Genomic DNA, 14148 nt, shown 5'->3' on the forward strand with positions numbered 1-14148 from the left:
TCCGAAAGGTCCTCATGCCCGGCTATTCCGACCCCGGCTTCGACACGCTGGCCCTGCACGCGGGCGCGGCGCCCGACCCCGCCACCGGCGCGCGCGCGGTGCCGATCCACCTGACCACCTCGTTCGTCTTCGAGTCGAGCGACCACGCGGCGGCGCTCTTCAACCTGGAACGCGCGGGGCACGTGTATTCGCGCATCAGCAATCCGACCAACGCGGTGCTGGAACAACGCGTGTCGGCGCTCGAAGGCGGCATCGGCGCGATCGCCACCGCAAGCGGGCAGGCCGCGCTGCACCTGTCGATCGCGACGCTGATGGGCGCGGGCTCGCACATCGTCGCCAGCACCGCGCTCTACGGCGGCTCGCAGAACCTGCTGCACTACACGATGCGGCGCTTCGGCATCGAGACCACCTTCGTCAAGCCGGGCGACCTCGACGGGTGGCGCGCCGCGATCCGGCCCGACACCAAGCTGCTGTTCGGCGAAACGGTGGGCAACCCGGGCCTCGACGTGCTCGACATCCCGGCGGTGAGCGAAATCGCGCATGCGGCCAGGGTGCCGCTGCTGGTCGATTCGACACTGACTTCGCCCTATCTCATCAAGCCCTTCGACTGGGGCGCCGACCTCGTCTATCACTCGGCCACCAAGTTCCTGTCGGGCCACGGCACCGTGATCGGCGGCATCGTGGTCGATTCGGGCAACTTCGACTGGGAGCGCTCCGGCAAGTTCGCGGAGCTGACCGAGGCCTACGACGGCTTCCACAACATGGTCTTCAGCGAGGAAAGCACCGTGGGCGCCTTCCTGCTGCGTGCACGGCGCGAGGGGCTGCGGGACTTCGGCGCATCGATGAGTCCGCACACCGCGTGGCTGATCCTGCAAGGCATCGAGACGCTGCCGCTGCGCATGGAGCGGCACATCGACAACACGCAGAAGGTGGTCGAGTTCCTCGCCAGCCATCCGTTCGTGGCGCACGTCGGCCATCCGCTGCTCGAATCGCATCCGAGCCATGCGCTCGCGAACCGGCTGCTCAGGCACGGCGCGAAGGGCGCGGGGTCGGTCTTCAGTTTCGATCTCAAGGGCAATCGCGAGCAGGGCAAGAAGTTCATCGAGGCGCTGCGGCTGTTCAGCCACCTCGCGAACGTCGGCGACTGCCGCAGCCTCGTGATTCACCCGGCGAGCACGACGCACTTCCGCATGAGCGACGAAGCGTTGGCGGGCGCAGGCATTTCGCAGGGCACGATCCGGCTGTCGATCGGGCTGGAAGACCCGGCCGACCTCATCGACGATCTCAAGCGAGCTCTCAAGGCCGCGGAAAAGGCAGGTGCGTGATGCTGCTCGACGTCAACGGCCACGCCACTTATTGCTACACCGGCGGCAAGACGCTCGACAGCGCCAAGCCGACCGTCGTCTTCATCCACGGCGTGCTGAACGACCACAGCGTATGGATCCTTCAAAGCCGATGGTTCGCCAACCATGGCTGGAACGTGCTCGCGGTGGACCTGCCCGGCCACTGCAAGAGCGAAGGCCCGCCGCCCGCGACGGTCGAAGAAGCAGCGGCATTCGTCGTTGCGCTGCTCGACGCAGCCGGCGTGCAGAAGGCGGCGCTGGTCGGGCATAGCTTCGGCTCGCTGATTGCGCTGGAGACCGCCGCGCGATCGCCGGAGCGCGTGACGCACCTCGCGCTGGTAGGCACCGCCTATCCGATGACGGTGTCGCCGGCGCTGCTCGACGGCGCGCTCAATGACCCGCAGCGCGCGATCTCGATGGTCAACACCTTCTCGCATTCGCTGCTGGCGCCGCCGCCCTCCTCCCTCGGGCCGGGCACCTGGCTCTATGGCGGCTCGCGCGCGCTCATGCGCCGCGTGCTCGCGAGCAATCTGAACGCGAACGTCTTCCACATCGGCTTCAAGGCGTGCAACGACTATGCGAACGGCGAGGCCGCGATGGCGAAGGTGCAGTGTCCGACGCTGTTCCTTCTCGGTGCGGCCGACCAGATGACGCCGCCCCGCGCAACCCGCACGCTGACCTCGAAGGCCGCGCACGCGAAGGTCGTGACGGTCGACGCCGGACACGCGCTGATGACCGAAGCGCCGGACGAGGTGCTCTTCGCACTCGGCGCATTCCTGAAGAGCTGATCAGCCGCCCAGCCTGTTGATGTCGGGCACCTCGACCAGCGGCATCGGTGCGCCGCGCTTGGCCGCCATGAGCATCGCGCGGCCGACCTTCACGCTGGTCGTGACCCGATCGGGCGCCCAGCGCTGAAGCAGACCGAAGACCGGCCTGGCGATCACGTAGGCCGCCTGATAGAGCGCCGTCTTGGACCGCACACCGTGCATCGGCTCGATGAAGCCGGGCCGGAACATGTACGCCGCCCTGAAGGGAAGTCGCATCAGCGCGTTCTCGGTCGCGCCCTTGACGCGCGCCCACATCACCGAGCCGCGCTCGGTGCTGTCGGTCCCGGAGCCCGAGACATAGATGAAGGTCATCTGCGGATTGACTCGCGCCAGTGCGCGTCCCGCCGCGAGCGTGAGGTCGTAGGTGACGCGGCGATAGTCGTCCTCCTTCATGCCGACCGACGACACGCCGAGGCAGAAGAAGCAGGCGTCGTAGTCCCTGAGCTGGTCCAGGGCCGCCGAGTAGTCGTAGAGATCGGACATCACCAGCTCGTGCAGCTTGGGATGCTGTTCGCCGCTGGGCCTTCGGCCCACGCAGAGCACCCGGGTCACATCGCCATCGACGAGGCACTCGCGCAGGACGCCCTGGCCCACCATGCCGGTTGCGCCGAAGAGAATGATCCTCATCGGCGCCTCACCTCAAGCGACCGCAAAGGTATCAGGCTCGCGCTCGAGCGCGGCGAGCAGGGTCCGCACCTCCGGCGCCGAAGCCTGCGCGGGCTGCAGCGCCGTCAGCATGCGCGACAGCGTCTCGGCGTGCGGCAGCAGCGGTCCGAGGAAACGCGTGCCGTCGCCGTTGGCGATCAGCATCGTCGGGAAGGTCTCGACATCGAAGTCGTCGGCCAGTTCGGCGTGGTCCTCGATGTCCACCCAGGCAAACCGGAACTGGGGATGCGACCGCGCCACCTGCTCGAAGAGCGGCCGATACTCGCGGCACGAGCCGCACCATTCGGCGCACAGGCAGACGACCCACAGCGGATCGTCGGCCGGAACAGGAGCTGCAGAGGTGGAGAAGTCGGTCAAGGCCAGGCCCGGTCGATGAAGAGGTTGGGATGGAAATCCGCCGCCATTATCGATAGACCAGCAGGTCCTGCAGCAGCAGCGTATCCAAAGGGCCTTTGCGCCAGAGGTTCTCCAGCGGCGGCGCCTGCGGCATGAGCAGTTCCTTCAGGAGCGGCTCGAGCGTGGTGGTCACCGGATCGGCGAGCAGCACGTAACGCGGATCCTCGTTGTCGGGCTCCTCGGCGATCGGCGCGATCCAGTCGATCGCGACCAGGGTTTCGAGCACCGGTGCGAGCTGGAGGGCATCCACCCGCATGTGCGCCACCAGCGCGCCGGCACCGAGCCCCTTGGCCGTCGTCGTCTTCGCAGCCGAAAGATGCTGCAACACTTCGACCGCCAGTTGCAGGGGCCAGCCTGCCGCGCCGCCCCGTCGCGCGACGCCGGTCAGCAGGCTGGGCAGATAGGCCGCGATCACCGCGCCGAACAGCACGATCAGCCACGCCACGTAGGTCCAGATCAGCAGGATCGGCACCGTCGCGAACGCGCCATACATCACCGAATAGGTCGGCACGAGGCTCAGGTAGTAGCCGAGCACCCGCTTCGAAATCTCGATCGCCGCGGCGACGAAGAACCCGCCGGTCCAGGCATGCGACCACTTGACGTGCGTATTCGGCACATAGTGATAGAGGCACGCCATGCCGCCGGCCAGCAGCACGAACTCGAAGCTGTCGAGCAGCAGCTTGACGATGGCGCCGCCGAACACTTCGCGCGAGGCGGCGAGGAAGGAGGCGGTGGTGCTCAGGCTCAGGGCCAGCACCAGCGGCCCGAGCGTGATTGCGGCCCAGTAGACCAGCACCCGCTGCGGGAACGGCCTGGGCGTGCGCACGCGCCAGATGTTGTTCAGCGTCTTGTCCATGGTCAGGATCAGCGCCACCGCCGTGACCAGCAGCACGACCAGGCCGGCCACGCCCAGCCCGCTGGCCTTGTTCGCGAACTGGTTCAGGTAGCCGAGCACCTGGCGCGCGATGTTGTCGGGGATCAGGCTTTCGATCAGCCAGCGCTGCAGCCGGCCCTGCATCTTGGAGAAGATCGGGAACACGGTGAACAGGGCCAGCGCCACCGTGAAGAACGGCACCATCGCGATGGTGGTCGTGAAGGTCAGGCTGCTTGCCGTCAGGCCGAGGCGGTCCTCGCGGAAGCGCTCGCGGAGCACCACGGCCGTGTTCCGCCAGGGAAAGTGCGAAAGGTCCCTCCAGAGCTGCCGGCGATTCATGGCCGGTATCATGCCATCGGGTATTTCGCCGCCGCGGCGTTCCCCCAGCCGGATTTTTCTGCATTCGTGACCGCCCCCGCCAACCCTTCCGCCTCCGTTTCCGCCAGTCGCTGGCTGGCCGTCGGCAGCCTCGCCGGGCTGATCGCGCTCGGGCTGGCCTGGGAACTCTGGCTGGCACCCTTGCGGCCGGGCGGCTCGTGGCTCGCGCTCAAGGTGCTTCCGCTGGTGGTGCCGCTCGCGGGCCTGCTGAAGAACCGGATGTACACCTATCGCTGGGTCAGCCTGCTGGTCTGGCTCTATTTCACCGAGGGCGTGGTGCGCGCCTGGAGCGACATCAACGGCGTGAGCCAGGTGCTGGCGCTGATCCAGGTCGTGCTGTGCCTGGCGCTTTTCATTGCCTGCGCCTGGCATGTGCGGCTGCGGCTGCGCAATGCGGCGCAGGCGCGAAGACTGGAAGGAGCGACGCAATGAGCGTCCTGATCGAGAAGCTGCGCGGCATCGTGGGCGCGGCGAACGTCCTCACCGACGGCGACCTCACCGCCTGGGAGCAGGACTGGCGCAAGCGCTCGCGCGGCAAGGCGCTCGCGGTCGTGCGGCCCGGCAATACGCAGCAGGTGGCCGAGGTGGTGAAGGCCTGCGCGGAAGCAGGCACCGCCATCGTTCCCCAGGGCGGCAACACGGGCCTTGCGGTCGGCTCGATTCCCGACGACAGCGGCACGCAGGTTCTCCTGAGCCTGCAGCGAATGAACACGATCCGCGGCATCGATGCGGCGAATCTCACCGTCACCGTCGAGGCGGGCTGCGTGCTCCAGACGCTGCAGGAAGCGGCTCGCAATGCGGGCTTCCTCTTTCCTCTGAGCCTCGCGGCCGAAGGCAGCTGCACCATCGGCGGCAACCTTGCGACCAACGCGGGTGGCACGCAGGTCGTGCGCTACGGCAATGCGCGCGACCTGTGCCTCGGGCTCGAAGTGGTCACGCCGCAGGGCGACATCTGGGAAGGCACCAGCGGCCTGCGCAAGGACAACACCGGCTATGACCTGCGCGACCTGATCGTCGGCAGCGAAGGCACGCTCGGCATCATCACGGCCGCGACGATGAAGCTCTATCCGCTGCCGGCCGCGCAGCTCACGGCTTGGGCGGCCGTGCCGTCGCTCGATCACGCGGTGACGCTGCTCGGCCTCGCGCACAAGCGCCTGGGCGCGGGGCTCACCGGCTTCGAGGTCATGGGAAAGTTTGCGCTCGGCCTCGTCGCCAAGCACTTCCCCACGCTGCGCGTGCCCTTCATCGATGAAGAAGAGGTGCCTTACTGCGTGCTGCTGGAGAACTCCGACAACGAATCGGAAGACCACGCCCGAGCGCGCTTCGAGGCCTTGCTTGAAACCGCCTTCGAGGCCGGTTGCGTGACCGATGCGGTCGTCGCCGAGAACCTCACGCAGGCGCACCAGCTGTGGCATGTGCGCGAAAGCATTCCGCTCGCGCAGGCCGAGGAAGGGCTCAACATCAAGCACGACATCTCCATCGCGGTGTCGCGCATTCCGTCCTTCGTGGCCGAGACCGATGCGCTGCTGCAGCGCGAGATCCCCGGCGTGCGCCTGGTCAACTTCGGACACCTCGGCGACGGAAATCTGCACTACAACGTGCAGGCGCCGGCGGGCGGCGACAACCGAGCCTTCCTGCGCGAGCATGAAGACCGCATCAACACGCTGGTCTACGACGAGGTCGAGAAATTCGAAGGCTCGTTCTCCGCCGAACACGGCGTGGGTTCGCTCAAGGTCGAGAAGCTCGAGAAGCACAAGTCGCCCGTCGCGCTCGCGATGATGCGCGCCATCAAACGCGGACTCGATCCGCAGAACATCCTGAATCCGGGGCGGGTGATCCGCCCGGAGACCGCTCAATGAACCATCCCATCCGCTCGCAATACGAAGACTTCATGCGCCACGTCGATACGACCGGCGTGCAGAAAGGCGACCGCACCGGCACCGGCACCAAGAGCGTGTTCGGCTACCAGATGCGCTTCGACCTGAGCGAAGGCTTCCCGCTCGTGACCACCAAGAAGGTGCACCTGCGCTCCATCATCCAGGAACTGCTGTGGTTCCTCACCGGTTCGAGCAACAACAACTGGCTGCGCGAGCGCGGCGTCACGATCTGGGACGAATGGGCCCGTGCGGACGGCGATCTCGGCCCGGTCTACGGCGTGCAGTGGCGAAGCTGGCCGACGCCGGACGGCGGCCATATCGACCAGATCCAGCAGGTGATCGACACGCTGCGCAGCAACCCTGACTCGCGGCGCATCATCGTGAGCGCATGGAACGTGGCGGAACTCTCGAAGATGGCGCTGATGCCCTGCCATGCGTTCTTCCAGTTCTACGTCGCGCCGCCGCAGGCGCCGGGCGAGCGCGGCAAGCTGAGTTGCCAGCTCTACCAGCGCAGCGCGGACATCTTCCTCGGCGTTCCCTTCAACATCGCCAGCTATGCGCTGCTCACGCACATGATTGCGCAGCAGTGCGATCTCGACGTGGGCGATTTCATCTGGACGGGCGGTGATTGCCACATCTACAGCAATCACGCCGAACAGGTGGCTCTGCAGCTCAGCCGCACGCCCTACCCTTATCCCACGCTGGTGATCAAGCGCAAGCCGAAATCGATCTTCGACTACGCGTACGAGGACTTCGAAGTGGTCGACTACCAGCATCACGACGCCATCAAGGCGCCGGTCGCCGTGTGACGCCGTGACGACGCGCATCAATCTCATCCTCGCGCACGCCGCCAACGGCGTGATCGGCCTGAAGGGCGTGATGCCCTGGCACCTGCCCGAGGACATGGCGCACTTCAAGCGGCAGACCGCCGGCGCCCCGGTCATCATGGGCCGCAAGACCTGGGACTCGCTGCCGCCGCGCTTTCGTCCGCTGCCCGGCCGGCGCAACCTCGTCATCACCCGTCAGCCGGACTGGCAGGCCGATGGCGCCGAGCGGGTGTCGAGCCTGCAAGAAGCCCTCTCGATCTGCGAGCGCGACGCATCGCCCGAAGCCTGGGTGATCGGCGGAGCCCAGATCTACGCGGAAGCAGAGCCGATCGCGCAGCGCGCCTTCATCACGGAGATTGCGCGCGACTACGAGGGCGACGCTTTCGCCCCAAGATTTGGCGGCGCTTGGCACGAAGTCGCGCGCGAATCGCATGTGGCCGCCAACGGCATTCCCTTCAGCTTCGTGATCCTCGAGCGCCGCTGAGAACCTGCGCGCAAGTCGCGCCGACCGTTCGGCAGTCGGTGCTGGACGGGCAACTGCACAACGACCCGGGCCGCTTCGGCCGACTCTATCGACTGCTGTGGCGACTCACCCACGAGCCCGCACTGCGGCACGATCCGCTCGATGTCGACCGGGTGCAGGCACAGCAGATGGCGCAGGCGGTGCGACGCGACATGCACAAGATGACCGCATTCGTTCGCTTCCGCACCGTGGCCGATGATGGCGAAGGCCTACTGCACGTGGCCTGGTTCGAGCCGGAGCACCACATCGTCGAGGCCGTGGCGCCATTCTTCGTGCGCCGCTTCACGCAGATGCGCTGGGCGATCCTCACGCCCGAACGCAGCGTCGGTTGGGAGAAGAAGAGATTGCAGTTCGGCCCGGGCGCCGACAAACAGGCCGCACCCCCATCCGATGCGGGCGAAGCACTATGGCTCACTTATTACCGGCACATCTTCAATCCTGCACGGCTCAAGCTGGCGATGATGCAGAAGGAGATGCCACGCCGCTATTGGCCCCATCTGCCTGAAGCGCAACTCATCGGCTCGCTCTGCGCCGACGCATTGGAACGCAGTGGTCGCATGATCGATGCGCCGGCCACCACGCCACATCGGCGAGTCGTGCCGTTGGCCGTTCGCACTGCCATGCCGCTTCAGCTTTCATCGGACCCGAGGGAAGCTCTGTCGCAACTCAAGGAGGGTGCGGACCGGTGCCGCGAATGCCCCATCGGCGAGCACGCAACGCAGGCGGTGTTCGGCGAAGGTCCCGTCAACGCCGCACTGATGATCGTGGGCGAACAGCCGGGTGACCAGGAAGACCTCCGCGGCCGGCCTTTCGTCGGTCCGGCCGGGCAATTGTTCGACCGCGCCATGGCGGAACTCGGCTGGCCGCGCGAGCGCCTCTGGATCACCAATGCGGTCAAGCATTTCAAGTACGAACTTCTCGGCAAGCGACGCATCCACAAGACTCCCGGGCAGCGCGAAGCTGCGGTCTGCCTGCACTGGCTTGAAAGCGAAATTGCGCAGGTCAAGCCCAGCGCGTTCATCGCGCTCGGGGCCACGGCGGCCCGTGCACTGCTGGGGCGGCCGGTCGAAGTCGTGCGCGAGCGGGGCCAGTGGCATCGCGGCCCGCGTGGCGAGCGCGTGCTCGTGACGCTGCATCCGTCGGCGCTGCTTCGTGCCGACCCGGCGCAGCAAGTCCGCGCCTATGCGGACTGGCTCGACGACCTGGCGCACGCGAGCGAGTTCGCCCGGCGCCGGTCAAGTTGAACGAAGGGGAACGTCGCGATGCTCACTGATGCCGGTCGGCGGGTGACCGGTGACGGCGGAAGTGGCCATCTTGATGAGCTGCACCATCTTGCTGTCCTTCGCTTTCCAGTATTCGGCATGCAGGATGCGAACGGCAAGGAGTGCCAGATTGGGGTCGGACGCGCCGCCCGGGAACCAGGCCTTGGCGGCCGTGTTGAAGAGTTCCTCCTTCTTCGCCATGTCTTCGCTGACTGCCGCGCTTCCGGAGACGGAGACGTAGTCGTCGTCATCGACGTTGGCGTAGGCAACGTTCACGTGGGGGTCCGACGAGAGATGGCGCACGATCTCGCCGTCCTTCGCAACGAAGAAGTACAGCGTCGAGGTTTCGTCGAGCGCGTCGTTCTGCGTCGTCAGCGGCTGACTGTGCAGTTGGCCGTCGGCGTGACGATGGGTCAGCATGCCGAATCGGGTGTTCTCGATCAGCTTCCACAGCTTTGTTCTTACATCATCCATTTGCAGGCTCCATTGATGCAGGGCTGGCCACGATGTGACGGCGTCCGGTCCACTCATGTGCAAGGTCGCGCATTCATGTTGTAGGCAGGTGCAGACAGGGCTGTGACTGCGGGCGCCGAGTGGGTACGATTGACGGCTGACTCGAATCCTTTCAAACAGCTACTCACGCGACCTATGCGCATTGCCACCTGGAACGTCAACTCCCTCACCGCCCGCCTGCAGCATGTGCTCGACTGGCTGACGGCCAATCCGGTCGATGTGCTGTGCCTGCAGGAACTCAAGCTGAGCGACGACAAGTTCCCACTGGAAGTGCTGAGGTCCGCGGGCTACGAGGCTGCTGTATTCGGGCAGAAGACCTACAACGGCGTCGCGATCCTCAGCCTCGAGCCGGCCCGCAACGTGGTGAAGAACATCGATGGCTTCACCGATGAACATTCGCGCGTGATCAGCACGACGCTCGATACACCCTCGGGTGAACTGCGGGTCGTCAACGGCTACTTCGTGAACGGACAGGCGCCGGGCACCGAGAAGTTCACCTACAAGATGAGGTGGCTCGAGGCGCTGCGCGACTGGCTCCGGCAGGAACTCGTGGTCCACCCGAATCTCGTGCTGCTCGGCGATTTCAACATCGCGCCCGAAGACCGCGACAGCTTCGACCCGGTCGGGCTCGCAGAAACCATTCATCACACCACCGAGGAACGCAACCATTTCAAGGATCTGCTCAAGCTCGGGCTGACCGACAGCTTCCGCCTCTTCGAACAGCCTGAGAAGAGCTACTCGTGGTGGGACTACCGCATGCTCGGCTACCAGAAGAACCGCGGCCTGCGCATCGACCACATCCTCGTGAGCGAACCGCTGGTGCCCCGCGTGAAAGGCTGCGTGATCGACCGCGTGCCACGCAAGTGGGAAAAGCCAAGCGACCATGCGCCGGTGATTCTCGAGCTCGCACCATGAAGCACACCCTCGCCCTTGCGCTTATTTCGGCTGCAATCGGTCTTGCCGGATGTTCGGCGATCCAGGAACGCAAGAGCGAAGCCGCCAAGGAAGCCGCGGCTACACCCGGCGCGCCGGTCGAGGAGACCACGGGCCGGACCATTACCGCCCAGACGCCCGCGGTGCGCGCCTACCGCAAGCTCGGGGCGCAGCACATCTACAAGACGTATCCGAAGCGCATCTACAAGGGCAAGATCCCGCCGCTCGTGTATGCGGTGGTCGTGACCGAGACCGACATCGACGCGAGCGGCAAGGTAACCGGTGTGCACTTCAGCCGCACGCCGAGCCACGCGCCCGAGGTGCCGCCGATGATTGCGGACCTGATCCAGCAGGCTTCGCCGCTCCCCAACCCGGGCAAGATCGGCGCCCACACCTATGTCGACACCTGGCTGTGGGACAGAGGCGGCCAGTTCCAGCTCGACACGCTGACGCAGGGCCAGCGCAGCCGCTGAAGCCGGCTACTCCAGCCCCAGTTCCTGGATCTTTCGCGTGATGGTGTTGCGGCCGATGCCGAGCTTCTGAGCCGCTTCGATGCGGCGGCCGCGCGTGTTCGCGAGCGCCGTGAGGATCAGCCGCGACTCGAAGCGCCGCGAGAGCGCGTCCCACACATCGGTCCGGCCGGCAGCCAGCATGCTTTGCGCTTCCAGTTCCAGGCCGCTCTCCCACGACGCCGTGGAAACCGGAGCGGTGGCCGCGCTCGCCGGCGCGGCGGATGGAACCGCGGGTGCCCCGGTGGATGTGGCGCCTCCGAGCGGCATCGGCGTCGCGGAATCGTGCTCGGCAACCGCAGGCGCCGACGTGGCGGTCGGTGCCAGAGCCAGTTCGACAGGCAGATTCGCCATCACTTCGGGCGGCAGGTCCTTGGCCTCGATCAACTGAGCCGGCGCCATGACGGTGAGCCAGTGACAGATGTTCTCGAGCTGGCGCACGTTGCCCGGGAAGTTGAACGAGGCCAACTGTGCCAGCGCCGCATCGGAGATGCGCTTGGGCTCGACGCCCAACTGCTTCGCGCTCTGCTGCAGGAAGTGGCGCGTGAGCGCGGGCACGTCCTCGCTGCGTTCGCGAAGCGCAGGCAGGCGCAGGCGAATCACGTTGAGCCGGTGGAAAAGGTCCTCGCGGAATCCGCCCTGCTTGACGCGCAGTTCCAGATCCTGGTGGGTCGCCGCGATCACGCGCACGTTGGCCTTGACCGAGTTGTGGCCGCCGACGCGGTAGAAGTGTCCGTCGCTCAGCACGCGCAGCAGCCGCGTCTGCAGGTCGAACGGCATGTCGCCGATTTCATCCAGGAACAGCGTGCCGCCTTCGGCCTGCTCGAAGCGGCCGCGGCGCATGGTCTGCGCGCCGGTGAACGCGCCGCGTTCGTGGCCGAAGAGTTCGCTCTCGAGCAGGTCCTTCGGAATCGCGGCGGTGTTGATCGCGACGAAAGGTCCGTTGGCGCGAGGCGAATGCTTGTGAAGTGCGCGCGCCACCAGTTCCTTGCCGGAGCCCGACTCGCCGGTGATCAGCACCGTGACATTGCTTTGCGACAGCCGGCCGATGGCGCGGAAGACGTCCTGCATCGCAGGCGCCTGGCCGAGCATCTCGGGCGTGGCGGCCATGCGCTCCTCGGCCACTTCCTCGCGCTGGCTTTCGTCGACGGCGCGGCGGATCAGTTCCACTGCGCGCGGCAGGTCGAAGGGCTTCGGAAGGTATTCGAAGGCACCGCCCTGAAACGCCGAGACGGCGCTGTCGAGGTCGGAAAAGGCGGTCATGATGATGACCGGCAGTCCCGGGTGCTTGGCCTTGATCTTGTCGAGCAGATCGAGGCCGGAACCACCCGGCATGCGGATGTCGCTCACCAGGACCTGGGGGCCCTGCAGTTCGTCGTCGGCTGCCGCTTCGAGTGCGGCAAGAACCTCGCGCGTGTTGGTGAAGCTACGGGTCGGCAGGTCTTCGCGCAGCAGCGCTTTTTCCAGCACGAAGCGGATTGATTGATCGTCATCCACTATCCAGATCGGCTTCATGCAGCTCCTTGTTGCGTGGCTGCTAGGGCAGCGGTATCAGTATCTTGAAATCGGTCCGGCCCGGGACGCTGTCGCACTCGATCACGCCGTGATGCTGCTGCACAAAGGTTTGCGCCAGCGTCAATCCCAGTCCCGTCCCGCCTTCCCTGCCCGAGACGAGCGGATAGAAGATGCGGTCCTTGATCGTGTCCGGCACGCCCGGTCCATTGTCGATGACATGCAATTCCAGTGCCAGTCGATACCACTGCTTGTTGAATATGACCTGACGAGCGACGCGCGTCTTGAGCGTGATCTGCGCGTCGCCCGCAGCGCGTCGTTCGGCGAGTGCCTGCGCGGCGTTGTGAACGATGTTGAGCGTCGCCTGGATGAGCTGCTCGCGATCGCCGCGAAACTCGGGGATCGACACATCGAAGTCGCGCTCGATGTGAAGGTCGCGCGGGAACTCCGCGAGGATCACCGAACGCACGCGCTCGCACACTTCGTGGATGTTCACGTCGCCCACCACATGCGGCCGGCGATGCGGCGCGAGCAGGCGATCGACCAGCGTCTGCAGCCGGTCGGCCTCATGAATGATGACCTGCGTGTATTCGACGAGGTCTCGCGACTCGACTTCCATCTGCAGCAGCTGCGCCGCGCCGCGGATGCCGCCGAGCGGGTTCTTGATCTCGTGCGCGAGATTGCGGATGAGTTCCTTGTTGGCCTGCGCCTGATCGAGCAGGCGCTCCTCGCGATCCTGGCGCACCTGCTGTTCGAGCGGCGACATCTCGATGATGAGTTCACCGGCCTTGTCGGTCTGCGCGATCGTGACCTGCACCGGCATCAGGTCGTGGTTGACCCTGCGCAGCATCGCCTCGTAGCGAAGCGTCGCGAAGTCGTTGCTGCTTGCGCCCTCGATGGCGGTGCGCAGCACCTGGGGTTCATTGAAGCAGGCCCCGAACTGCGAGCCTTCGAGCGTGCGGCGCGACGTGCCGAGCGCGTCCTCGAGGCCCGAGTTGGCAAACAGGACCGATCCATCGGTGCGAACCACCGCAATCAGGGTGGAGAGCAGGTCGAAGGCCTGAAAGCGTTTGCCGCGGCCCGCCGGCTTGCCAAAAGCCATCAGCGGTTGGCCGCGGCAGGCAATCGGCCGATTTCGCGCTGGATGCCGTCGATGTCGCTCTGGTTGCGGTCGATCTCGGCCTTCATCTCCGCGACGCGGTCCAGGTACTTCTGGTAGTTCTTGGATTCGCTGCCCTGCTTTTCGGGCTCGCCGTTGTTGTATTCCTTGAGCAGTTGCGCCCGGCGATCCTGCGCCTTCTTGAGCTCGGATTCGAGCACCGAACGTGCTTCGCCGTCTCGCGCGCGCTGGTCGGCGCTGTCGACGCGCGGGCTGCCGGCCGGTGAGCGTGCGGCGGACGCCCCGCTCGACGGCGCGGCCGACGCCACCGGCCGCGTGCCCTGCACGACGGTGACGTTGCCGCCTTCCATGATCTTGCAGCCGCGCTGCTGAGCCAGCGTCGCGTTGTTGGTGTATTCGTTGCCGCAGCGCCAGACGCGCTCCTGCGCAGCGGCTTGCAAAGTGAGGCCGCCAAACGCAACGGCGGCCAGCAGGAAAGCGGAAAGAGTCTTCATGATCGTCGATGGAGTGCGCTCAGCTGGACATTTTGATGCAATTCGATGCCCGCCCACCCGAAGCGTTCCCCCTGAAAAGGAAAAGCCCGTCAAA

Annotated in this window: 16 protein-coding genes; 9 read left to right on the forward strand and 7 right to left on the reverse strand. The window is 66.0% G+C overall.

Annotated features, from left to right (window positions below):
* The first annotated feature begins 14 nt into the window (after window positions 1-14).
* Together WKW77_RS15880 and WKW77_RS15885 are read left to right on the forward strand one after the other, a co-directional pair.
* On the forward strand, window positions 15-1325 hold the full coding sequence (locus tag WKW77_RS15880) for an O-acetylhomoserine aminocarboxypropyltransferase (protein ID WP_340357816.1): 1311 nt from the start codon (window positions 15-17) through the stop codon (window positions 1323-1325).
* Entirely contained in the window at window positions 1325-2131 is an 807-nt protein-coding gene (locus WKW77_RS15885) for an alpha/beta fold hydrolase (protein ID WP_340357817.1), read from the forward strand. The genes WKW77_RS15880 and WKW77_RS15885 overlap by 1 nt, the downstream gene beginning before the upstream one ends.
* On the opposite strand, the gene WKW77_RS15890 is transcribed toward WKW77_RS15885, so the two are convergent.
* The 3 genes from WKW77_RS15890 to WKW77_RS15900 are packed head-to-tail and all read right to left on the reverse strand — an operon-like array spanning window position 2132 to window position 4457.
* Window positions 2132-2797 carry an NAD-dependent epimerase/dehydratase family protein gene (locus tag WKW77_RS15890; RefSeq protein ID WP_340357818.1) on the reverse strand — a complete coding sequence of 222 codons (666 nt, stop codon included), beginning with the start codon at window positions 2795-2797 and terminating at the stop codon, window positions 2132-2134.
* Window positions 2798-2809: 12 nt separating this feature from the next.
* Complete coding sequence (locus WKW77_RS15895) at window positions 2810-3193, reverse strand: thioredoxin family protein (RefSeq protein WP_340357819.1); 384 nt, start codon at window positions 3191-3193, stop codon at window positions 2810-2812.
* 46 nt (window positions 3194-3239) lie between these two features.
* Window positions 3240-4457, reverse strand: a complete 1218-nt coding sequence (locus WKW77_RS15900) for a YihY family inner membrane protein (RefSeq protein WP_340357820.1) — start codon at window positions 4455-4457, stop codon at window positions 3240-3242.
* A gap of 54 nt (window positions 4458-4511) precedes the next feature.
* Here WKW77_RS15900 and WKW77_RS15905 point away from each other — a divergent pair, with 54 nt between their 5' ends.
* From WKW77_RS15905 to WKW77_RS15925, 5 genes are all read left to right on the forward strand, one after another.
* Window positions 4512-4916, forward strand: coding sequence for a DUF2069 domain-containing protein (locus WKW77_RS15905; RefSeq protein WP_340357821.1), 405 nt, complete (start codon window positions 4512-4514; stop codon window positions 4914-4916).
* Window positions 4913-6343: an FAD-binding oxidoreductase gene (locus WKW77_RS15910; RefSeq protein ID WP_340357822.1), complete on the forward strand. Its 1431-nt coding sequence runs from the start codon at window positions 4913-4915 to the stop codon at window positions 6341-6343. Before WKW77_RS15905 ends, WKW77_RS15910 begins: the two co-directional genes overlap by 4 nt.
* Window positions 6340-7170 carry a thymidylate synthase gene (locus WKW77_RS15915; protein ID WP_340357823.1) on the forward strand — a complete coding sequence of 277 codons (831 nt, stop codon included), beginning with the start codon at window positions 6340-6342 and terminating at the stop codon, window positions 7168-7170. Before WKW77_RS15910 ends, WKW77_RS15915 begins: the two co-directional genes overlap by 4 nt.
* 70 nt (window positions 7171-7240) lie before the next feature.
* Window positions 7241-7672, forward strand: a complete 432-nt coding sequence (locus tag WKW77_RS15920; RefSeq protein WP_422823210.1) for a dihydrofolate reductase — start codon at window positions 7241-7243, stop codon at window positions 7670-7672.
* Between the two features lie 38 nt (window positions 7673-7710).
* The gene (locus tag WKW77_RS15925; RefSeq protein WP_422823200.1) at window positions 7711-8955 is read left to right on the forward strand and encodes a UdgX family uracil-DNA binding protein; all 1245 of its coding nucleotides are present in this window, start codon (window positions 7711-7713) and stop codon (window positions 8953-8955) included.
* Here the strand turns inward: WKW77_RS15925 and WKW77_RS15930 are convergent.
* On the reverse strand, window positions 8947-9447 hold the full coding sequence (locus WKW77_RS15930) for a pyridoxamine 5'-phosphate oxidase family protein (protein WP_340357826.1): 501 nt from the start codon (window positions 9445-9447) through the stop codon (window positions 8947-8949). The two genes, WKW77_RS15925 and WKW77_RS15930, sit on opposite strands and share 9 nt — an antisense overlap.
* Before the next feature lie 174 nt (window positions 9448-9621).
* On the opposite strand from WKW77_RS15930, the gene xth reads away from it, so the two are divergent.
* Together xth and WKW77_RS15940 are read left to right on the forward strand one after the other, a co-directional pair.
* Window positions 9622-10401: an exodeoxyribonuclease III gene (gene xth, locus WKW77_RS15935; RefSeq protein ID WP_340357827.1), complete on the forward strand. Its 780-nt coding sequence runs from the start codon at window positions 9622-9624 to the stop codon at window positions 10399-10401.
* Window positions 10398-10892 carry a hypothetical protein gene (locus WKW77_RS15940; RefSeq protein WP_340357828.1) on the forward strand — a complete coding sequence of 165 codons (495 nt, stop codon included), beginning with the start codon at window positions 10398-10400 and terminating at the stop codon, window positions 10890-10892. Before xth ends, WKW77_RS15940 begins: the two co-directional genes overlap by 4 nt.
* A 6-nt stretch (window positions 10893-10898) precedes the next feature.
* On the opposite strand, the gene ntrC is transcribed toward WKW77_RS15940, so the two are convergent.
* From ntrC to WKW77_RS15955, 3 genes are read right to left on the reverse strand one after another with little or no spacing between them, the layout of a single operon-like run.
* On the reverse strand, window positions 10899-12443 hold the full coding sequence (gene ntrC, locus WKW77_RS15945) for a nitrogen regulation protein NR(I) (RefSeq protein WP_340357829.1): 1545 nt from the start codon (window positions 12441-12443) through the stop codon (window positions 10899-10901).
* A 22-nt stretch (window positions 12444-12465) separates the two neighbouring features.
* Window positions 12466-13542 carry a nitrogen regulation protein NR(II) gene (gene glnL, locus WKW77_RS15950; RefSeq protein WP_340357830.1) on the reverse strand — a complete coding sequence of 359 codons (1077 nt, stop codon included), beginning with the start codon at window positions 13540-13542 and terminating at the stop codon, window positions 12466-12468.
* Window positions 13542-14054: a hypothetical protein gene (locus tag WKW77_RS15955; protein WP_340357831.1), complete on the reverse strand. Its 513-nt coding sequence runs from the start codon at window positions 14052-14054 to the stop codon at window positions 13542-13544. The genes glnL and WKW77_RS15955 overlap by 1 nt, the downstream gene beginning before the upstream one ends.
* Window positions 14055-14148: the final 94 nt, after the last annotated feature.

It is taken from the genome of Variovorax ureilyticus, assembly GCF_037889935.1.
GTDB lineage: Bacteria > Pseudomonadota > Gammaproteobacteria > Burkholderiales > Burkholderiaceae_C > Variovorax > Variovorax ureilyticus.

Coding starts and splice junctions, on each gene's coding strand:
- glnL (WP_340357830.1), bottom strand. CDS start 13,542: ATGGCTTTTGGCAAGCCGGCGGGCCGCGGCAAACGCTTTCAGGCCTTC.
- WKW77_RS15915 (WP_340357823.1), top strand. CDS start 6,340: ATGAACCATCCCATCCGCTCGCAATACGAAGACTTCATGCGCCACGTC.
- WKW77_RS15955 (WP_340357831.1), bottom strand. CDS start 14,054: ATGAAGACTCTTTCCGCTTTCCTGCTGGCCGCCGTTGCGTTTGGCGGC.
- WKW77_RS15940 (WP_340357828.1), top strand. CDS start 10,398: ATGAAGCACACCCTCGCCCTTGCGCTTATTTCGGCTGCAATCGGTCTT.
- WKW77_RS15920 (WP_422823210.1), top strand. CDS start 7,241: ATGCCCTGGCACCTGCCCGAGGACATGGCGCACTTCAAGCGGCAGACC.
- WKW77_RS15890 (WP_340357818.1), bottom strand. CDS start 2,797: ATGAGGATCATTCTCTTCGGCGCAACCGGCATGGTGGGCCAGGGCGTC.
- xth (WP_340357827.1), top strand. CDS start 9,622: ATGCGCATTGCCACCTGGAACGTCAACTCCCTCACCGCCCGCCTGCAG.
- WKW77_RS15885 (WP_340357817.1), top strand. CDS start 1,325: ATGCTGCTCGACGTCAACGGCCACGCCACTTATTGCTACACCGGCGGC.
- WKW77_RS15880 (WP_340357816.1), top strand. CDS start 15: ATGCCCGGCTATTCCGACCCCGGCTTCGACACGCTGGCCCTGCACGCG.
- WKW77_RS15930 (WP_340357826.1), bottom strand. CDS start 9,447: ATGGATGATGTAAGAACAAAGCTGTGGAAGCTGATCGAGAACACCCGA.
- WKW77_RS15900 (WP_340357820.1), bottom strand. CDS start 4,457: ATGATACCGGCCATGAATCGCCGGCAGCTCTGGAGGGACCTTTCGCAC.
- ntrC (WP_340357829.1), bottom strand. CDS start 12,443: ATGAAGCCGATCTGGATAGTGGATGACGATCAATCAATCCGCTTCGTG.
- WKW77_RS15910 (WP_340357822.1), top strand. CDS start 4,913: ATGAGCGTCCTGATCGAGAAGCTGCGCGGCATCGTGGGCGCGGCGAAC.